The organism is Brevundimonas sp. (genome assembly GCF_036399195.1).
In the GTDB taxonomy this organism is placed as follows: domain Bacteria; phylum Pseudomonadota; class Alphaproteobacteria; order Caulobacterales; family Caulobacteraceae; genus Brevundimonas.
Genome location: NZ_DASWNO010000017.1, coordinates 1 through 19,043, shown reverse-complemented (window position 1 = coordinate 19,043; position 19,043 = coordinate 1). Strand labels below are relative to the sequence as shown.

Annotated in this window: 15 protein-coding genes and 1 pseudogene; 9 read left to right on the top strand and 7 right to left on the bottom strand. The window is 68.6% G+C overall.

Translation table 11 applies throughout. The annotated features are described in order from the left end of the window. From VGB60_RS01030 to VGB60_RS01020, 3 genes are all read right to left on the bottom strand, one after another. The coding region (locus VGB60_RS01030; RefSeq protein ID WP_331036430.1) for a thioredoxin domain-containing protein at nt 1–584 on the bottom strand (584 nt) is incomplete at its 3' end. Nucleotides 585–606: 22 nt separating this feature from the next. Beyond that, complete coding sequence (locus tag VGB60_RS01025) at nt 607–2,022, bottom strand: M48 family metalloprotease (RefSeq protein WP_331036429.1); 1,416 nt, start codon at nt 2,020–2,022, stop codon at nt 607–609. Nucleotides 2,023–2,087: 65 nt separating this feature from the next. Further along, a complete protein-coding gene (locus VGB60_RS01020) occupies nt 2,088–4,718 on the bottom strand; it encodes an Rne/Rng family ribonuclease (RefSeq protein ID WP_331036428.1) in 2,631 nt (876 codons plus the stop codon). 493 nt (nt 4,719–5,211) lie between these two features. On the opposite strand from VGB60_RS01020, the gene VGB60_RS01015 reads away from it, so the two are divergent. The 4 genes from VGB60_RS01015 (at nt 5,212) to prfB (ending at nt 10,906) form a co-directional block, all read left to right on the top strand. Beyond that, on the top strand, nt 5,212–6,378 hold the full coding sequence (locus tag VGB60_RS01015) for an N-acetylmuramoyl-L-alanine amidase family protein (RefSeq protein WP_414644449.1): 1,167 nt from the start codon (nt 5,212–5,214) through the stop codon (nt 6,376–6,378). A 56-nt stretch (nt 6,379–6,434) separates the two neighbouring features. After that, the gene (locus VGB60_RS01010) at nt 6,435–7,160 is read left to right on the top strand and encodes an exonuclease domain-containing protein (RefSeq protein ID WP_331036426.1); all 726 of its coding nucleotides are present in this window, start codon (nt 6,435–6,437) and stop codon (nt 7,158–7,160) included. A gap of 59 nt (nt 7,161–7,219) precedes the next feature. Continuing rightward, the gene (locus tag VGB60_RS01005) at nt 7,220–9,610 is read left to right on the top strand and encodes a penicillin-binding protein 1A (protein WP_331036431.1); all 2,391 of its coding nucleotides are present in this window, start codon (nt 7,220–7,222) and stop codon (nt 9,608–9,610) included. A 173-nt stretch (nt 9,611–9,783) separates the two neighbouring features. Then, nucleotides 9,784–10,906, top strand: a protein-coding gene (prfB, locus tag VGB60_RS01000; RefSeq protein ID WP_331036425.1) for a peptide chain release factor 2 whose coding sequence is annotated in 2 segments (ribosomal slippage) — nt 9,784–9,852 and nt 9,854–10,906 — 1,122 coding nt in all. Because the reading frame shifts where the segments join, the coding sequence is not laid out codon by codon here. A gap of 156 nt (nt 10,907–11,062) precedes the next feature. On the opposite strand, the gene VGB60_RS00995 is transcribed toward prfB, so the two are convergent. The 3 genes from VGB60_RS00995 to tyrS all read right to left on the bottom strand — a co-directional run bounded on the left by VGB60_RS00995 (nt 11,063) and on the right by tyrS (nt 13,610). Continuing rightward, the gene (locus tag VGB60_RS00995) at nt 11,063–11,641 is read right to left on the bottom strand and encodes a polymer-forming cytoskeletal protein (RefSeq protein ID WP_331036424.1); all 579 of its coding nucleotides are present in this window, start codon (nt 11,639–11,641) and stop codon (nt 11,063–11,065) included. Between the two features lie 92 nt (nt 11,642–11,733). Continuing rightward, complete coding sequence (locus VGB60_RS00990; RefSeq protein WP_331036423.1) at nt 11,734–12,201, bottom strand: peroxiredoxin; 468 nt, start codon at nt 12,199–12,201, stop codon at nt 11,734–11,736. A 152-nt stretch (nt 12,202–12,353) separates the two neighbouring features. Then, nucleotides 12,354–13,610, bottom strand: coding sequence for a tyrosine--tRNA ligase (gene tyrS / locus VGB60_RS00985; protein WP_331036422.1), 1,257 nt, complete (start codon nt 13,608–13,610; stop codon nt 12,354–12,356). A 314-nt stretch (nt 13,611–13,924) separates the two neighbouring features. Between tyrS and VGB60_RS00980 the strand changes: the two genes are divergently transcribed. Both VGB60_RS00980 and VGB60_RS00975 read left to right on the top strand, forming a co-directional pair. Beyond that, nucleotides 13,925–14,428 (top strand): DOMON-like domain-containing protein, encoded by a 504-nt coding sequence (locus VGB60_RS00980; RefSeq protein ID WP_331036421.1) that lies wholly within the window; start codon nt 13,925–13,927, stop codon nt 14,426–14,428. Next, nucleotides 14,425–15,627, top strand: coding sequence for a DUF1343 domain-containing protein (locus VGB60_RS00975; protein ID WP_331036420.1), 1,203 nt, complete (start codon nt 14,425–14,427; stop codon nt 15,625–15,627). Before VGB60_RS00980 ends, VGB60_RS00975 begins: the two co-directional genes overlap by 4 nt. Nucleotides 15,628–15,829: 202 nt before the next feature. On the opposite strand, the gene VGB60_RS00970 is transcribed toward VGB60_RS00975, so the two are convergent. Beyond that, nucleotides 15,830–16,480 (bottom strand): alpha/beta hydrolase, encoded by a 651-nt coding sequence (locus VGB60_RS00970; RefSeq protein WP_331036419.1) that lies wholly within the window; start codon nt 16,478–16,480, stop codon nt 15,830–15,832. 161 nt (nt 16,481–16,641) lie between these two features. Here VGB60_RS00970 and VGB60_RS00965 point away from each other — a divergent pair, with 161 nt between their 5' ends. From VGB60_RS00965 to VGB60_RS00955, 3 genes and pseudogenes are all read left to right on the top strand, one after another. Next, on the top strand, nt 16,642–17,115 hold the full coding sequence (locus VGB60_RS00965; protein ID WP_331036418.1) for an Rrf2 family transcriptional regulator: 474 nt from the start codon (nt 16,642–16,644) through the stop codon (nt 17,113–17,115). After that, on the top strand, nt 17,112–18,251 hold the full coding sequence (locus VGB60_RS00960; protein ID WP_331036417.1) for a cysteine desulfurase family protein: 1,140 nt from the start codon (nt 17,112–17,114) through the stop codon (nt 18,249–18,251). The genes VGB60_RS00965 and VGB60_RS00960 overlap by 4 nt, the downstream gene beginning before the upstream one ends. Nucleotides 18,252–18,254: 3 nt before the next feature. Then, a pseudogene (locus tag VGB60_RS00955) lies at nt 18,255–19,043 on the top strand (Fe-S cluster assembly protein SufB); the annotation flags it as partial.

The window sequence follows — 19,043 nt, the reverse complement described above, 5'->3', positions numbered from 1 at the left end:
AGGATGCGGTCCACCGCCGGCTTGTCCAGCGCCGGCTCGGCCATCAAGGCGGCGAACACCGGCAGATACTTGCCCTGCGCATGGGCCGCCTGGGCGGCGCGGGCGGCGTAATGCGACAGGTCCTCGTCGCCGCGATCCAGGATGGGCCAGTCCTTGAACACGAACCGCACATCCGGGTGGCTCTGCATCAGGCGCAGCACGTCCGGCGCCGTCGCCTTGCACCCTGGGCACCTGAAGTCGAAGAATTCGATCACGGTGACCCTGGCGTCGGCCGGACCGAAGGCCGGGTCGCTCGAGCCCACCGCCAGCAGCGCCGGGTTGGCGGCGGCGCTGGCGTTGATCGCGGCCGTGCGGTCGCCGTCCTGCTTGGCCTGCAAGGCCTCGCTTGCCTCCTGCAGAATTTCGGGATTGTTCAGCAGGTACGCCCGAACCCGTCCGTCGAAATCCCTTCCGTTCAGATATGGCGCCGCGGCCAGCCCCAAGGCGAGCACCGAGACGGCCAGGGCCGCCATGCTGGCGCGGGGGCGGGAGAAGAATCCGCCGTCTCGCGCGGGTGCGGGGGCCGGATCGGGCGCGTCGGTCATTCAGGTCTCCGGGGAGGGCCGGTCAGCCGGCTGCGGCAGGGACAACCGCGGGCCGGTCGCGCCGCTGGTTCCGACGGTCAAGAGCATCAACGTCATCCTGGGTGGCGCCCGAGGCGAAGACGATGTCCATCGCCCGCGTCCATTCTGACGAGCCGGGGGTTAGCAGGTCGCGGGCCCGAAGGGCGAACTGGGTGGCCTGCGTCTCGGCGCCCATGGCGAAATACATCTCGGCCGAGGCCAGCCGGGCCTCGCCCTCCTTGTTCTGGCTCGCATAGGCTTGGCTGAGCAGGCGCCATCCAAGGGTGTTGTCACGTTCCATGGCGGTCGCCCGCCGCAGCTGCGTCACCGCCTCTTCCAGCTTGGCGGGATCGCCGGCCTCGATCAGGGCGTGGCCGAGATTGACCCGCAGCAGGGGTGCGTCGGGCTTCAGCTCGACCGAGCGTTGATGGGCGCCGATGGCCTCCGCGGCCCGCCCTTCCTCGAACAGAATCTGCCCTTTCAACTCCCAGAAGTAGGGGTTGTCCGGCTGCTCGGCGAGGAACTCGTCCACGGCCGCCAGCGCCTTCTCCGTCTGGCCGTCGCGATACCAGGCGATGGCGCGGGCGTATCGGGCGGGCAGGGACGTGTCGCTTTCGGGATAGTCGCGCAGCGTCTGGTTCGGCGCATCCATGAAGGCGTGGATCTTGGCGAGGACGAGAGCGTGCTGCGCCAGTCGCTCGGGGCTGTCCGTCCGGGCATAGTTCGACTGTTCCGTCACGAACCGGCGCAGGTTCTCGATGCGGTCGGACGACAGCGGGTGGCTGCGGAAATAGGGGAAGCGCCGGGCGTCGGAGAAGACCTCCTGCGAGCGGAAATTCTCGAAGAAGGTGACCAGCCCACGCCCCGATTCGCCAGCGTTCTGCAGGGCGCGCGCTCCGGTGTTGTCGGCCTCGCCTTCCTGATGGGTCATGTAGCGCAATGCGCTGAGAGTGCCGAAATACTGGCTGTTGCCCAGCAGCACCGCGCCCGCGTCGGGAGCCCCGGCGGCGATGGCCAGGGCGCCCAGCGCCATGGTCATCAGCATGGGCTGCATCCCGGCCCCCTGGGCGCCGTCGCGCAGGGTGTGGCGGTTCTTGATGTGTCCGGCCTCGTGCGCGATCACGCCCAGCAGCTCGTTGGGGTTGCGGGTCTTCAGGATCAGGCCGGTGTTCACGCCGAGAATGCGCCCGCGCGTCGCGAAGGCGTTCAGATCGTTCTCGTTGATCAGCAGGATCTCGACCTCCGAGGGTTCGAGTCCCATGGCGGTGAAGACCGGATCCGACCAGTCGTGGATGATCTCCTCGATCTCGGTGTCGCGGATGGCGCTCTGGGCCGAGGCGGGGGCCGCGGCGGTCAGGCACAGGCCGAGAGCGGCGGCGGCCACGGACAGGCGGACGGCGATGCGGGACGGCCAGTTCAAGAACGAACTCCTCTTACCCAGTCTGCGCCCACCCCATCCGATGCTCACAACCTAATCACGGCCTTTCAGCGGCGCCACCATCCGCGCTTCGGCTTCTCGGGCGGCGCGACGATCTGGTTCGGGTCTTCCGCGACGAGGGCGGCGACGTCGATCGGCTGCGAAACCGGCGCGGGTGCGGCGGCGGGCGCGACGATCGCCTCAGGCTGCGGCGCCGCCTCAGCCTCCTGCGACGCCTGTTCCGACGCGACAGGTTCAGGCTCCGCCTCAGGTGGCGGAGTGTCCGCTTCGGCCCTCTCCGTCACCGCGTCGGCGTCCACCTCACCGGCGGCTGCGGCCGAAACCTTGCGCCGCACCCGACGGCGCTTGGGCTCTTCCGCGATAGGAACCGGAGCGATGTCCGCCTCGTCGTTCGCGGCTGCCATCGGCGTCTCCGGCGCCCCCTCAGGCGGCATGCCTTCGTTGGTGGCGCGCGCCTCGACGCGGTTTTCCTGAGGCAGGGCCTGATCGCCGCGATCCCGGCCGCGGCCGCGGCCGCGGCGGCGGCGCGAGCGGGGCCCGCGGTCGCCGGTCTCGCCTTCGGGACGTTCGCCGATGATCTCCTCGACGTCGCCCGCGGGGGTGGCGTCGCCCTCGGCGCGCGGTTCGGCGCGCTCGGGATTGATCGGATCGAACCAGACGTAGGGGTCCTCGAGCGAGGGCGTCCGGCCGCGCACCCAGTTGAAGCCGTCGCGCTCGCCGCCTTCTTCGCGCACCCGACGTCCGCCGCGGCGGCCTCGCCGGCGACGGCGGCCGCTCTCGCTGTCGTCCTCGTCGTCACTCGCGGCCAGAGCCGGGGCGGGGGCGGCAGCCTCTTCCGCCGCGCCATCAGCGCCGTCGCGACGACCGCCGCGACGGCGGCGACCGCGACCGCGACCGCTTTCGCCTTCGGCGCGTTCAGTGCGCTCGCGCGGCTCGCCTTCGACCGCCGGCTCATCGTCGGAGTCTTCGTCGTCGGCGATGAACTCCTCGTCGTCGCCGTCGTCCTCATCGTCGTAGGCGCTGTCGTCGAAATCGTCGTCGAGGTCGATGAAGGCTTCAGGACGCTCGGGGACGAAGTCCTCATTGCTCTCGGTGCGCTCGAGCGCGTGCTCGCCCTGGCCGAGGGTGTCGTCGATCAGGATGACGACGTTCAGGCCCCGCTGCGTCATCAGACGCTGCAGGTAGTCGCGCTTGTGATTCAGGATGTAGAGCGCGACTGCGGTGCAGAGGCGCAGGTTGACCGAGCCGGCGCCGTTCTTGCCGGCCTCGATGTCAACGGCCCGGAGCGTCATCAGGGCCGCGCTTTCGGCCGAGCGAACGCGTCCGGCGCCCTGGCAGTGCGGGCAAGCCTCTGTGGCCCCCTCTATCACGCCGAGTCGGCGGCGCTGGCGGCTGATCTCCATCAGTCCGAAGCCCGAGATGCGGCCCATCTGGATGCGGGCCCGATCCTTGGCCAGCGCGTCCTTCAGCACCTTTTCGACGGTGCGGTTGTTCTTCGACTCATCCATGTCGATGAAGTCGATGACGATCAGGCCGGCGAGGTCTCGCAGGCGCAGCTGGCGGGCCGCCTCGACGGCCGCTTCCATATTGGTCTTGGTGGCGGTGGCCTCGACGTTGCGTTCCTTGGTCGAACGGCCTGAGTTGACGTCGATGGCGACCAGCGCCTCGGTTTGGTTGATCACCAGATAGCCGCCCGAGGGCAGCGGCACGACCGGCTGGTGAATCTGGGTCAGCATCTCTTCGATGCCGTTGGTCGCGAACAGCGGCCGCGCGCCCTGGTACAGGTGCACCTTCTTCGCCTGCGAGGGCATCAGAACGCGCATGAAGTCGCGCGCTTCCTTGAAGCCCTCGACGCCCTCGACCTGGATCCCGTCGAAATCCTTGTCGAACATGTCGCGCACGGCGCGGCGGACGAGGTTTTCCTCTTCGTAGATAACCGAGGGAGCGTTTGACTTCAGCGTCGTCTCGCGGATCGTCTCCCACAGGCGCAGCAGATATTCGTAGTCGCGCTTGATCTCTGCCTTGGTGCGCTTGGCGCCGGCTGTGCGGATGATCAAGCCCATGCCCTGAGGCACGTGCAGGGCGGCCGCCGCAGCCTTCAGGCGTTTGCGGTCGGACGCCTGTGTGATCTTGCGGGAGATGCCGCCGCCCTTGCCGGTGTTCGGCATCAGGACGCAGTAGCGGCCGGCCAACGAAAGCCACGTCGTCAGGGCCGCGCCCTTGCCGCCACGCTCGTCCTTGACGACCTGGACCAGCATGACCTGCCGGCGCTTGATGACGTCCTGGATTTTGTAGCGGCGCATCAGGCGGCGCTTCAGCCGCTCTTCCTCGGCCATGCCGCCTTCAGACTCGTCGTCGCTGTCGCGGGCGTGCTCGTCGTGGTCGTCGTCTTCCGAGTGCGCCTCGGCCATGATGGCTTCGCGGTCGGCGACCGGAATCTGGTAGTAGTCGGGGTGGATTTCGTTGAACGCCAGAAAGCCGTGGCGATTGCCGCCGTATTCGACGAAGGCGGCCTGCAGGCTGGGCTCTACCCGAACGACCTTGGCGAGATAGATGTTGCCGCGAAGCTGCCGCTTCGCGCGGGACTCAAAGTCGAATTCCTCGACTTGACGGCCCTCGACGATCGCAACGCGGGTCTCTTCCGCGTGCGCCGCGTCGATCAACATTGTCTTTGACATGGATATTTTCTCTCTGGCGCGCTCGGCCCGGCCCTCGGAGGGGGCAGGCGGCTCGCCGAATGGGATTGCGGGCGGGCGCAGGCGAAATCCCGTCGCCGCGGCGAAGGCCGCAGGCGATGTCGGTCGTATCCGACCGGAAGGGAGCGCAGGCGATGGAGCCCATGGGGTTCAGTACGGTCCTGGGGCCGAACGCGCCGTCTGAGGGGGCGTCCCGGACCCGGTCGTCGAATCGGCGGGGCAAACCACGCCGGCTCTCGGATCGGTGAAAGTCATGCCGCGAGGAGGGCGCGTCCGGCCTGTATGCAGGGGACGCGATCGATCGCGAGCGAAACAAGCATAGGCAGGACGGTCGTGAATTAAAAGCCGGGCCGGCTTTAACGGCTTGGCGACGACGTTGGGCGAGGATGCCACCAACCAAGAAAAGGTGGGTCGCCGTCGAATGTACGGGCTGTTGCGTATCAGGGTGTCGGGCTGGGGGCCGCGCGAGTGGGCGATGACGGCGCTCGCCTTCGTCGTCATCTGCGTCGGACTCCTGGCGGCCGGGCGCGGTCTCGCATCAGGCGCTGTCGGCGAGGTGTTGCGTGTCCGGCTGGGAGGCGACGCGGCCCACACCCGTGTCGTGGTCGATCTGGATCGCACGTCCCGCGGGCAGGTGATCCAGTCCGGCGACGCCGGCAAGGTCGTCGTATCGCTGGCGGGGGTCGCCCCGCCGCGCGGGCTCGAGGGTGCGGGAACAGGCCTCGTCCGCGGCTGGCGCGTCGCCGGCGCCGGCGCCGCATCGCGTGTCGAGCTGGACCTCGCCGCCAGCGCCGAAATCGAGCGGCGGTTCGTCCTGCCGCCGGGGGACGGCATCGCGCACTATCGCTACGTCATCGACCTGAAGGCGACGGGCCGCGCCCTCGCGCCGTCTGCGCGCGTACCCGAATCGCGGGCGGCGCGACCGGCCGAAAAGCCGCTGATCTTCATCGACGCGGGCCACGGTGGTCGCGATCCCGGGGCGCGCGGCGCGGCGGTCAATGAGAGCGCGGTCACCCTGGCCGCGGCCCAGGCGCTGAAGCAGGAGCTGGAGCGCACCGGCCGGTACCGGGTGCGTATGACTCGCGACAGCGACGCCTATGTTCACCTGAACCGCCGTGTCGCCATTGCCCGGCAGGCCGGCGCCGACCTGTTCATTTCGTTGCATGCGGACGCGGGCGCTGATCCAGCGACGCGCGGCGCCTCCGTCTACACCCTTTCCGAGCAGGGCGCGGGCCGGGCGGTGCGTGAGTTCACCCGCGGAGATAACTGGCAGCGCAGCCTGAACCTGCCGGGGCGCGACCCGTCGGTTGACCGCATCCTGCTCGACATGACCCAGCGCGCCACCCAGAACCGATCGGCCCAGCTGGCCCGGACGCTGCTGGGCGAGCTTGAGGGCGCCGATCACCCGCTGCTGCGCCGCAGCCACCGCGACGCCGGCCTCGCCGTGCTGCTGGCTCCCGACGTGCCGGCAGTGCTGCTGGAGATGGGCTTCATCACCAATCCCGAGGACGAGCGGCTGCTCAACGACGCCCGCGCCCGCCGCCGTCTGATGCGCGCCGTGGCCGAGGGCATCGACCGCTACTTCCGCGAACCCGCAGGGGCCGTGCAGATGGCTTCCGCCGGAGCCTCCGGTCAGCCCTGACCGATCCTATCGCATGGCGGGGTGCGAAGTCCGGCTGAAGCGACTATCTGGCGGCCATGCGTCTGCGCGTCGTCGATTTGGAAACCACCGGCGGAGATCGCACCTCGGAAATCATTGAGGTCGGGATCGTGGACGTCGTTCCAGACGGGGAGGGGTGGCGCGCCCTGCCGCCGGTGACCCGGCTGTTCCGCCCGCGCGGCGAGATATCGTTCCACGCCATGGCGGTTCACCACCTGACGCACGAACATTTCTGCGACGACGACCCGCACTGCGACGAGATGCTGCTGCGGGAGATGTTTCTGGCCGAGCGCGCGGACGTCATGGTGGCCCACAGCGCCCGGTTTGAGCGCGGTTTCATCGCCGACACGGCGACCGGCGGTCTTCCCTGGATATGCACCGTGCGTTCAGCCAAGGCCGTCTGGCCGCAGGCGCCGGGGCATTCCAATCAGGTGCTGCGCTACTGGAGGGGTCTCTCGCTCGACCCTGCCTTGGCCAATCCTGCGCACCGGGCGGGACCCGACGCCTGGGTGACAGCGCACCTGCTGATCGACATGCTGAAGGAGGCGACGGTCGAGCAGTTGCTGGCCTGGACGGCCGAGCCGCGCCGTCTGGATCGCATCCCGTTCGGCAAGCATCGCGGCAAACCGTGGTCCGAGCCGCCCGAAGACTACCTTCGCTGGATGGCCGCGCAGGCTGATATGGACGCCGACGCCGTGTCCGCCGCGCGACAGGAGCTGGAGCGTCGCGCGGGGGCTCTGGCGAAGGCGGGCGACGCGGGCTAAACCCGTCGCCGGGCCGCCTTTCGGAGACTGTAGTGAAGATTGCCGAACGCTGGTTCGTTATGGCGGGCGTCGCGCTGCTGGGCGCGATCGCGCTGGCGGGGCTGCTCGTCGCCGTCTATGCGGCCTGGCTGTTCCACGACCTTCCCGACGCCTCCGAACTGGCCGACTACCGACCCGCCACGGCGACCCGTGTCTACGCCGGCGACGGCACCCTGATCGGTGAGTTCTCCGACGAGCGCCGCATCTACGTGCCGTATGAGCAGGTGCCGGAGCCGGTGATCCAAGCCTTCCTTGCGGCCGAGGACCGGAACTTCTTCAACCACGGCGGCATCGACGTCGGCGGGGTCGGCCGGGCGATGTTCAAGAATGTCTTCAACGCCGCCACGGGCCGACGACTCGAAGGCGGCTCCACCATCACCCAGCAGGTGGCGAAGAACGTCCTGCTGAACAACGAGAGCAGCCTGAACCGCAAGGTCAAGGAAGCCATCCTCGCCAATCGTCTGGAAGCAACGCTGACAAAGCAGCAGATCCTCGAGCTCTATCTGAACGAGATTTTCCTGGGCTACCGCTCCTATGGCGTGGCGGCGGCGGCCTACAACTATTTCGGCAAGTCGCTGAGCCAGCTGAGCTCTGACGAGGCCGCCTTCCTCGCTGCCCTTCCCAAGGGGCCCAACAACTATCACCCCAAACGCCATCCGGGCGCGGCCAAGGGCCGGCGCGACTGGGTGCTGGGCGAGATGAACCAGAGCGGCTGGCTCACCGATGAGCAAACCGCCGCCGCACGGGCGCGCCCGCTGATCACCCAGGACGCGCCGCGACGGGCGCAGTACGCGGACGCTGACTTCTTCGTCGAGGAGGCCCGTCGACGCGCCATCGCCCAGTTCGGCAAGGAAGAGGTCAACCGCGGCGGCTATTACATGCGCACGACGCTGGACCCGTCGTTGCAGTCGGCGGCGCGCGACGCCCTGATGAAGGGGCTCGAGAACTACGACCGCCGCCACGGCTGGCGCGGCGCGTGGGGCACAACCGACTTTTCCGAAGGCTGGCAGGAGCGGGCGCTGGCGGAAACCGCGCCGCCGGAACGGCGAGCCTGGCGGGCCGCGGCGGTCGAGGAGGTCTCCGGCAACTCGGTGCGCATCCGCACCGCGCGCGAAGACCGGACCGGCACGCTTCTGGTCGAGGACGCCGCCTGGGCCAACGCCAACCGACAACTGCGCCGGGGCGACCTGATCTTCGTCGAGCCGTCGGGCGGCCAGTACGCCCTGAAACAGGTGCCGAGCGTCAACGGCGCGCTGGTCGCCATCGAGCCGCACTCGGGCCGGGTGCTGGCCATGGTCGGCGGCTACTCCTACGCCCTGTCCAGCTTCAATCGCGCCACCCAGGCCGAGCGGCAGCCCGGCTCCGCGTTCAAGCCGTTCGTCTATGCGACGGCGCTGGAGGGCGACTACACGCCGGCCTCGATCGTGCTCGACGCGCCGATCAGCTTCGCCGGCGGCCCGAACGGCGGCCGCTGGAGCCCCGAGAACTACAGCCGCGAATACTACGGCCCGCAGAGCCTGCGGCGCGGCCTCGAACTGTCGCGCAACGTCATGACCGTGCGGCTGGCCCAGGCTATCGGCATGCGCAACGTGGTCGACCTGTCGCGCAAGATGGGCGTGGCCGACAACCTGCAGCCCAACCTGTCTGTCTCCCTCGGCGCGGGCGAGACCACGCCCTTCAAGCTCACCGCCGCCTACGCCGCCTTCATCAACGGCGGCCGCCGCATCGATCCCTACCTGATCGAGATGGTTCAGGACCGGAACGGCGAGACCATCTTCAGCGCGGACCGCCGACGTTGCCGCGACTGCGAGCGCCCCTTCACCGGTCAGGAGTCGCCGCGGCTGGAACAGCGCGGGACGCAGGTGATCGATCCGATCACCGCCTATCAGATCAGCTCAATGCTGGCGGGGGTGGTGCAGCGCGGCACCGCGGCCAGCGCCGCCAGCCTCGGCCCTTGGGTCGGCGGCAAGACCGGCACCACCAACGAGTACCGCTCGGCCTGGTTCGTCGGCTTCTCGTCCGACATCGTGGTCGGGGTCTTCATCGGCTTCGATGACAACCGCCCGCTGGGCTCCGGCGAGACCGGCGCCACGGGACCTGTGCCCGTGTTCCGGGAGTTCATGGAGGCGGCTCTGCGCGAGCGTCCGGCGCGCCCGTTCGTGCGGCCGAAGAACGCGATCTTCCGCACCGTGAACGGCATCGAGGAGGCCTTCCGGCCCGGCACCGAGCGCCGCCGCGAGGAAGAGCGCCGCGCCCCGGTCCGTCAGGTCCCGACCGGTCCGCAGAACTACGAAGAGGTGGTCCGCCGCGAGCAGGAGGGACCGGCTGCGGCCCCGCCGTCCGCCCCGCCGCCCGCGACCCCGCCGCCGCCGAAGAAGGAACCGGCGGAGGATTTGAGCGGGCTCTACTGAGTGGCTGGTGGCTAGTGGCGAGTGGTTAGTGGCTGGTCGGCGTCTGTGAGGCCGCGCTGGCGGCGCCGCCCTTCCGCAGGCCGTGAAGCTTCAACCGCCAGCCACTAGCCACTAGCCACTTCCCCCGGCGCGCTCTATGTCCGCGCTCCACCATCATATCGCCGGAGAATGCGATGAGACCGGATGTCGAGGCCATGAAGGCCGACATCGAGCAGAGCATCGCTCTGCTCAGGAGGCGTCTTTGACTGGGATGTCGCGCTTCGAAAACTCGATGAGCTGAACGCCCGGGTCGAGGACCCGACGCTGTGGAACGACCCCGAGGCCGCTCAGGCGGTGTCACGCGACCGCTCGCGGCTCGAAACCCAGATCAACACCGTCCGCCAGATGGAAACCGGGCTGGAGGAGGGCGTCATGCTCTCCGAAATGGCCGACGAGGAAGGCGACGAGGGGACGCTCGAAGAGGCGCGCGCTCAGCTTAAGGCGATCAAGGACCGGGCGGCGCGGGCCGAGCTGGAAGCCTTGCTGTCCGGGGAGGCCGACGCCAACGACGCCTATCTCGAGGTCAACTCCGGCGCCGGAGGCACCGAGTCCAACGACTGGGCCGGCATGCTGCTGCGCATGTATTCGCGCTGGGCCCGGGCGCACGGCTACGAGGTCGAGATCGAGGCCGAAGAGTCGGGTGAACAGGCCGGCATCAAGTCGGCGACCATCCTGATCAGCGGGCCCAACGCATATGGCTGGCTGAAGTCGGAATCGGGCGTGCACCGGCTGGTCCGCATCAGTCCCTATGACGCCGCCGCCAAGCGCCACACTTCCTTCGCCTCGATCGGGGTTTCGCCGGTGGTGGACGACACCATCGAGATCGACATCAATCCCGCAGACGTGCGCACCGACACCTATCGCGCCTCGGGCTCGGGCGGTCAGCACATCAACAAGACGGACTCGGCGGTGCGCCTGACGCACATTCCCACCAACACCGTCGTGGCCTGTCAGGCCGGCCGGTCGCAGCACCAGAACCGCGAGCAAGCCTGGAAGATGCTGCGCGCGCGCCTGTACGAGCTCGAGCTGCAGAAGCGCGAGGCGGCGGCGCAGGCGCTGGCCGACGCCAAGACCGACATCGGCTGGGGCCACCAGATCCGCAGCTACGTCCTGCAGCCGTATCAGATGGTCAAGGACCTGCGCACCAACGTCGAGACCTCGGACACGCAGGGGGTCCTGGACGGCGATCTGGACGCGTTCATGGGCGCGGCGCTGGCGGCGCGCGTGGGGGAGACGCGCGGCAGCACGGTGGAATAGTTTGGCGCAGCCTCGTCCTTCCGGGGCGGGTCGGCGCAGCCGGGCCCGAACCCGGAACCCAGGCGTTCGAGCTCGGACGGCGGAAGCTCCTGCCGCAGGAACCCGATCCCCTGGATTCCGGGTTCCGCTGCGCGGCCCCGGAATGACGGTCAAATGTCAGGCCGGTTTGGCTTCGGCCTTGATCCCGGGCATGGCCGGCGGCACCGGCTTTTCAGGCTGATAGCGTTCCGGCTTCGCCGGCGCCTCCATCGGCGGCTCGATCGAGGCGGCGGCCAGCGGCAGTTCGCGCTTGGCCTGGATGGAGCGGCCCTGGAACCAGGCGCCCGGCTCGATGGCCAGCTGCTCCTGGGTGATGTCGCCCTCGACGCGGGCCGTCGCCAGCAGGCGTACCGCCTTGCCGGTGATCGAGCCCGACACCCGGCCGCGCACCTCGACCTGATCGGCGGTGATCGAGCCCTCAATGGAGCCGCTCTCGCCGATGATCACGCGCGACAGGCGCACGTCGCCCTTCAGCGTCCCGTCGACCTGCAGGTCCCCGCCGCCGGAAATATTGCCCTCGTAGCGGACGCCGGCGGTGAGGGTGGAGAGGTTGGTCGACCGGACCGGCCCCGACGACGTGGCGGGCGGCGCCGCCGGCCGCGCGGGCTCCAGCGCCCGGCCCTCGGGCTGGGGCGTCCGGTCGCTCATCGACGGGATGTTGAAGTTCCCGTCCTCGGGCTTGCTCCGGTTGAACATGATCGTCTCCGCCTTGATAAGCCTGACAGGCCCCCGCCCAGCGGCGGCAGTTAGGGACAACATCGCGGCCGGGGCAAGCGAAGAGTCGCCGATCAGGCCTCCGAGACGGCCGCCAGCACCTCGGCGGCGTGACCCTTCACCTTCACCTTGCGCCAGACCCGCCGGACGATGCCCTCGCCGTCGATCAGGAAGGTCGCGCGTTCGACGCCCATATAGCTGCGGCCGTACATCGACTTCTCGACCCAGACGCCGAACGCCTCGGTGACGTCGCCCGGTTCGTCCGAGGCGAGAATGAGCTTCAGGTCGTGTTTGGCCTTGAAACGATCGAGCTTCCTTACCGGGTCGCGCGAGACGCCGATCACGGTCGCCCCGGCGGCCGCGAAATCATCGGCCAGCGCGGAGAAATCCTGGCTCTCCGTGGTGCAGCCGGGCGTGTCGGCCTTCGGATAGAAATAGAGCACGACCGTGAGGCCCTTCAGGCTGGCGGCCGTGACACGACCGCCGTCGCTGCTCGCCATATCGAAGGCGGGGGCTTTCGAGCCTTCGGTGATCCCGGTCATCTTCTTCCTCCGTTATCCTCGGGCTTGACCCGAGGATCAGATGTTGATGCGGGCTAAGCGTCAGGGACGGCCCGCTGACTGATGCTCCATGACCCTTGACGGAGCGCCGGATCGTCTGGCCCTCGGGTCAAGCCCGAAGGTGACGGCGGGGACTAGACGGGTCTGACCAGCACGATCTTCTTCTTCCCGGCCGCCAGCTTCAGCACCCCGTCCGCGCTGATGTCGGCGGCTGCGGTCAGCCGGGCGCCGTCGGTCACCACCTCATCGTTCAGGCGCAGCCCGCCGCCCTGCGCAAGCCGGCGGGCCTCGCCATTGGAGGCGGTCAGCCCGGCCCGCGCGGCGACGGCGGCGATCATCGCGCCGACCACCTCGTCGCGCGGCAGCTCCACGGTCGGCAGGTCCATCGAGGTCCGGCCCTGCTCGAAGGCCGATTCCGCCGTGGTTCGCGCCTTCGCCGCCTCGTCCGCCCCATGCAGCATCGCCGTCGCCTCGTCGGCCAGAACCTTCTTGGCGTCGTTGATGGCCGCGCCGTCCAGCGCTTCCAGCCGCGCGATCTCGTCCAGAGGCAGGTCGGTGAACAGGCGCAGGAATCTGCCCACGTCAGCGTCGTCCACATTCCGCCAGAACTGCCAGTAGTCGTACGGGCTCAGCTGTTCGGCGTTGAGCCACACCGCGCCTTGGGCCGTCTTGCCCATCTTGCCGCCCGAGGCCGTGGTCAGCAGGGGGGTGGTCAGGCCGAAGGCGGCCTTGTGATCGACGCGGCGAACCAGATCGACGCCGGAGACGATGTTCCCCCACTGGTCGGAACCGCCCATCTGCAGCGTGACGTTGCGGGCGCGGTTCAGCTCGAGGAAGTCCACCGACTGCATCAGCATGTAGTTGAACTCGAGGAAGGTCATCGGCTGCTCGCGTTCCAGCCGCAGCTTGACCGAGTCGAAGGCCAGCATCCGGTTGACCGTGAAATGCGTGCCGTAGTCGCGCAGGAACTGGATGTAGCCGTAGGTCGACAGCCACTGATCGTTGTCGAGCGTCACCGCGTCGGTCGGGCCGTCGCCGAAGGTCAGGAATTTCTCGAACACGGTGCGGATCGAGGCGATGTTCGACTGAATGGTCTCGTCGGTCAGCTGCGGCCGCGAGGCGTCCTTGCCGGTCGGGTCGCCCACCTTGGTCGTGCCGCCGCCCATGAGGACGATGGGCTTGTGGCCGGCCTGCTGAAGCCGGCGCAGCATCATGATCTGGATCAGGCTGCCGACGTGCAGCGAGGGGGCCGTGGCGTCGAAGCCGATGTAGCCGCTGATCACCCCCGAGGCCGCGGCCTCGTCGAGTTCGGCCGGATGGGTGACCTGATGGATGTAGCCGCGCGCCTGCAGGGTCTGGAGAAATGCGGACTTGAAGGCGGTGTCGGTCATCGGATCAGGCTTGGCTTGGGAGGGAAGGGGCGTGTAGCACGGCCGCCGTCCGGACCGAACCGCCGTTACCTTGCTTTCGTCATTCCGGGCGAAGCGCAGCGAAGACCCGGAACCCAGCGGCGCGCGCGAGCGCGAACCTGTCGGGAGCGCTGACCCGTCCCATATGCCTTGTCCCGAAAGCCGGTGTTTCGCCGCCGTCGCGGCGCCGCTGGGTCCCGGATCGCGCCGCTTTGCGGCTTGTCCGGGATGACGACAGAAAGGCGGTATTGTCCTGTTGACCGGCGTCAAGGGCGGGGTATCGCTTGGATATGCGCTTGACCCTTCAGCCACATCCTACTTCGCCCCTTGGTCCCGTCGAACAAATCGTAGCGCATTTCGAGCGCGTGAATCGTTTCCGACTTCGGGCCCGCTTCGAGCTGCGAGGAGCGATTTCGCAGGTGGTTTGGCCGGCGTCAGTGCTCGGCGGCCGTGCGGACGACCTCTGGCGAACGACCTGCTTCGAGGCGTTCCTGGCAGGCGATGCCGCGTACTGGGAGTTCAACTTTTCCCCGTCCCAGCAATGGGCGTCATACAGTTTCGACGCATACCGCTCGGGCCAAAGACAGGCCGCCGAGGTCGCGTCCCCGGCTCAACTGGAGCTCGAAGAACATTACGCGGAGCTGGAGGTCACCTTCGAGCGGCCGCCGGGGGTCTCTCATCTGGGCCTGTCCGCCGTGATCGAGTCAGCCGACGGCGCGATGAGCTATTGGGCCCTCGCTCATCCGTCGGCTAAGCCGGACTTCCATCACCCCGACTCCTTCGTTCTGGACCTGCCATGAAGACCGGCCTCGACCGCCTGCTGTCCGACCCCGCGCTGCGGGCGCCGCTGAAGGGGAGGCGGGTGGCCGTGCTCGGGCACCCGGCGTCGGTGACCGCCGACCTGACTCATTCGCTGGATGCGCTGGCGGCCTGTCCGGACCTCACCTTGAGCGCCGCCTTCGGTCCTCAGCACGGCATGCGCGGCGACCTGCAGGACAATATGATGGAGTCGCCGGACTTCACCGATCCGCGGCTCGGCATTCCGGTTTTCAGCCTCTACGGCGAGGTGCGGCGGCCCACCGGCCAGGCGATGGGCACTTTCGACGTGCTGCTGGTGGACATGCAGGACTTGGGCTGCCGCATCTACACCTTCATCACCACCCTGCTCTACGTGCTTGAGGCGGCGGCGCAGCACGGCAAGACGGTGTGGGTGCTGGACCGGCCGAACCCCGCCGGGCGGCCGGTCGAGGGGCTGACCCTTCGCCCGGGCTGGGAGAGCTTTGTCGGCGCAGGCCCGATGCCGATGCGGCATGGGATGACGCTGGGCGAACTGGGCCTGTGGTTCATCGACCGCTTCAAGCTGGACGTCGACTACCGCGTGATCGAGATGGAAGGCTGGCGGCCCGAAGAGGGCCCCGGCTACGGCTGGCCGCTGCTGGAGCGGGAGTGGATCAACCCCAGCCCCAACGCCCCGAACGTCTCGATGGCGCGGGCCTACGCCGGGACGGTGATGCTGGAGGGCACGACCCTGTCGGAGGGCCGAGGCACCACCCGGCCGCTGGAGCTGTTTGGCGCGCCCGACATCGACGCACGGGCGGTGATCGCGGAGATGCAGGCGTTCGCTCCAAACTGGCTGGAGGGGTGCGTCCTGCGCGACTGCTGGTTCGAGCCGACGTTCCACAAGCACGTCGGCACGCTGTGCCACGGGGTGCAGATGCACGTCGCCGGCCCCGCCTACGACCACGAGGCCTTCCGGCCGTGGCGGGTGCAGGCGCTGGCGTTCAAGGCGATCCGGCGGCTGTATCCCGACTACGCCCTGTGGCGGGACTTCCCGTACGAGTATGAGTTCGGGAAACTGGCGATCGACGTGATCAACGGTGGGCCTGCGCTGCGCGAGTGGGTCGACGATCCGGCATCCACGGCCGCTGATCTGGACGCGCTGACGCTGCCGGACGAGGCGGCTTGGCTGGAAGAGCGGAAGCCGTTCCTGCTGTATTGAGGCGCCGTTCCTTTCGTCATCCTCCGGCGAGCGGAGCGAGACCGGGGGACCCAGCGGCGCCGAAGGCGATCTGCTCAGGCAGTCTGTGGTGAACAGCGAGCTTCCGACAGTGTCGCGCTGCCGCGCGCCGCTGGGTCCCCCGGTCTGCGCCGCTCCGCGGCTTGCCGGAGGATGACGAGAAAGAACTGCGGATGGGTGAAGCCTAGGCCGGCTTCTCTTCCAGCCGCTTGTCCAGATACGCCCCCACGCGCCGCTCCACCGCGTCGATGTGGTTCTGCCAGAAGTGGGTCGCGCCTTCTTCGAGCTCGTAGTCGATGACGATGCCTTTCTGGGTGCGCAGCTTGTTGACCACGCGCTCGACCTCGACCGGCGGGACGACGGTGTCGTTGGTGCCGTGCAGGAACAGGCCCGAGGCCGGGCAGGGGGCCAGAAAGCTGAAGTCGTACATGTTCGACGGCGGCGAGACCGAGATGAAACCGTCCGTCTCGGGCCGGCGCATCAAGAGCTGCATGCCGATGTAGGCCCCGAACTGATAACCGCCGACCCAGGTCTGGGAGGCGCCGGGGTTGTTGGACTGCAGCCAGTCCAGCGCGGTGGCCGCGTCGGCCAGCTCGCCGATGCCGCTGTCGAACTCGCCCTGCGACTTGCCGACGCCGCGGCTGTTGTAGCGCAGGGTGGCGAAGCCGCGCTTCTGGAACAGCTGGTACAGGGTCACGGTGACCGGGTTGTTCATGTGCCCGTTCGCCTTGGGGTGCGGATGCAGGATCAGGGCGATCGGCGCGTTCGGGCGCTTGCCCGGGGAATAACGGCCTTCGATGCGGCCGGAGGCGCCGGGCAGGATGACTTCAGGCATGGGCGGACGAAAATCCCGTGTTCGAGTGTCATTTCGCACCTGCGTAATACTTGACCGCAGCGGTAGGACTTTCTAAGTCCCGCGTGCGCGCCGACGCCTTTGCGAAGGCGCGGGTTCTAGCACAGGACCCCCGAAAAGCGCGCGGTTTTTGAAGGTGCGCGATGCGTCTGTCGACCAAGGGACGATACGCCGTGATGGCGATGGCCGATCTGGCCCGCAACGGCCACGCCGACGGCGTCGCGCGGGCCGTGTCGCTGGCCGAGATCGCGGCGCGTCAGGAGATCTCGCTGAGCTATCTCGAACAGCTGTTCGCCCGTCTCAGGAAGAGCGGGCTGGTGCAGAGCGTGCGCGGTCCGGGCGGCGGCTACCGGTTGGCCAAACAGCCGGGGGAGACGGTGGTGGCCGAGATCGTTCTGGCGGTCGACGAGCCGATCCGCGCCACACGCTGCATCGGCCATTCCTCGCCGAAGGGCTGCATGATGGCCGGCGAACGCTGCATCACCCACAATCTGTGGGAGGATCTCGGCGACGAGATCCACCGCTATCTGTCCGGCGTCTCGCTGGAGGATGTGGTGATGAACCGCACCGGCGCGCGGCGGCGTCAGGCCGTCGACGGCGTGGGAGTGGCGGCGTGAGCGCGACCTACCTCGACTACAACGCGTCCGGCCTTGTTCGTCCCGAGGTGAGGGACGTCATGGCCGCCGCGCTCGCCGACAACGGCAATCCATCCGCCGTCCACGCCGCTGGCCGGCGTGCACGCGCGCGGGTCGAGACGGCGCGGGCGCAGGTCGCTGAGTTGATCGGGGCGGATCCGAGCGCGGTGATCTTCTCGTCTGGCGGCACGGAGTCCAACGCCCAGGCGATCGCCAGCGCGCTTGCGGCGGGCTGCGAGCGGCTGATCGTCGGCGCGACCGAACATCCCTGCGTGGCCGAGGCCGCGACCCTGTCCGGCGCGCCCGTCGAGGTGCTGCCGGTCGACGGTGACGGCGTGGTCGATCTCGAATGGCTGGCGGCGGCGCTGAAGCGTCCGGGCCGCCCTGTGGTCGCCATCCATCACGCCAACAACGAGAGCGGCGTCATCCAGCCGATCGCCGAGGCGGCCGCGCTGGTCCGCGCCGCGCGCGGCTGGCTGCACGTCGACGCCATCCAGTCGGCGGGCAAGATCGCCGTGGATATGCGGGCGCTCGGCGCGGACACCCTGACCCTGTCGGCCCACAAGCTGGGCGGGCCGCAGGGCGTGGGCGCGCTGATCTCGAAGGACGACACGCCGATTATCCGCACTCTGCACGGCGCGGGGCAGGAACGGGGGCTGCGCGCGGGCACCGAGAACGTGCCCGGCATCGCCGGCTTCGGCGTCGCCGCCGACTGCGCCGCGCGCGACCTGCCTCTGGCGGAGGCCCACAAGGCCTGGCGCGACGCCGCCGAGGCCCGGGTGAAGGCGGCCGGGGCGACCATCATCGGCGGCTCCGTCGAACGCCTGCCCAACACCCTGTTCATGGCAGTCGAGGGCTGGGACAGCCCTCAGCAGCTGATCACGCTGGATCTGCAGGGCGTCATGGTCTCGGCCGGCAGCGCCTGCTCGTCGGGCAAGACCAAGCCGTCCAAGGCGATCTCGGCCATGGGGCTGGATCATTTGGCCACCGGCGGCGTCCGCGTTTCCGGGGGCTGGGACACGGTGGAGGGCGATTGGTCGCGCTTCGCCGAAGCCTGGGCGACCTCATATGAAAAGCACCGCGCGCGCCATCCGCACCGCGTGAGGGAAGTCGCCTAAGTCATGGCCGCCGTTCAGGAAACCATCGACGCCGTCGCCGCGCTCGAGAAATACGAGCACGGCTTCAGCTCGGACATCGAACAGGAGTTCGCGCCCAAGGGGCTGAACGCCGACATCGTCCGCTTCATCTCGGAGAAGAAGGGCGAGCCGGCGTGGATGCTGGAATGGCGCCTCGCCGCCTATGACCGTTGGCTGGCGATGGAGGAGCCGACCTGGTCGTCGGTAAGGTATACCCCCGTCGACTATCAGGACCTCCACTACTACGCCGCGCCGAAGAAGAAGGACGGGCCCAAGAGCCTGGACGAGGTCGATCCCGAGCTGCTGGCCGTCTACGCCAAGCTGGGCATTCCGCTGGGCGAGCAGGCGGTCTTGGCGGGCGTCGAGGGCGCGCCGCGCTATGCCGTGGACGCGGTGTTCGACAGCGTCTCGGTGGTCACGACGTTCAAGGCCGAGCTGGCCAAGGCCGGCGTGATCTTCATGCCGATCTCGGAGGCCCTGCGGGAATATCCTGAGCTGGTGCGGCAGTACCTGGGCACGGTGGTGCCGGTCTCGGACAACTATTTCGCGGCGCTGAACAGCGCGGTCTTCTCCGACGGATCGTTCGTCTACATCCCGCCGGGCGTGCGTTGCCCGATGGAGCTGTCGACCTATTTCCGCATCAACGCCCAGAACACGGGCCAATTCGAACGCACCCTGATCATCGCTGACAAGGGCAGCTACGTCTCCTATCTGGAGGGCTGCACCGCGCCCATGCGCGACGAGAACCAGCTGCACGCCGCGGTGGTCGAGCTG

Excerpts from the sequence above, each read along its gene's own strand:
- VGB60_RS01010 (WP_331036426.1), top strand. The coding sequence starts at position 6,435 with ATGCGTCTGCGCGTCGTCGATTTGGAAACCACCGGCGGAGATCGCACC.
- VGB60_RS01015 (WP_414644449.1), top strand. The coding sequence starts at position 5,212 with ATGACGGCGCTCGCCTTCGTCGTCATCTGCGTCGGACTCCTGGCGGCC.
- VGB60_RS00995 (WP_331036424.1), bottom strand. The coding sequence starts at position 11,641 with ATGTTCAACCGGAGCAAGCCCGAGGACGGGAACTTCAACATCCCGTCG.
- VGB60_RS01020 (WP_331036428.1), bottom strand. The coding sequence starts at position 4,718 with ATGTCAAAGACAATGTTGATCGACGCGGCGCACGCGGAAGAGACCCGC.
- VGB60_RS00990 (WP_331036423.1), bottom strand. The coding sequence starts at position 12,201 with ATGACCGGGATCACCGAAGGCTCGAAAGCCCCCGCCTTCGATATGGCG.
- VGB60_RS01005 (WP_331036431.1), top strand. The coding sequence starts at position 7,220 with ATGGCGGGCGTCGCGCTGCTGGGCGCGATCGCGCTGGCGGGGCTGCTC.
- VGB60_RS00975 (WP_331036420.1), top strand. The coding sequence starts at position 14,425 with ATGAAGACCGGCCTCGACCGCCTGCTGTCCGACCCCGCGCTGCGGGCG.
- VGB60_RS00970 (WP_331036419.1), bottom strand. The coding sequence starts at position 16,480 with ATGCCTGAAGTCATCCTGCCCGGCGCCTCCGGCCGCATCGAAGGCCGT.
- tyrS (WP_331036422.1), bottom strand. The coding sequence starts at position 13,610 with ATGACCGACACCGCCTTCAAGTCCGCATTTCTCCAGACCCTGCAGGCG.
- VGB60_RS00965 (WP_331036418.1), top strand. The coding sequence starts at position 16,642 with ATGCGTCTGTCGACCAAGGGACGATACGCCGTGATGGCGATGGCCGAT.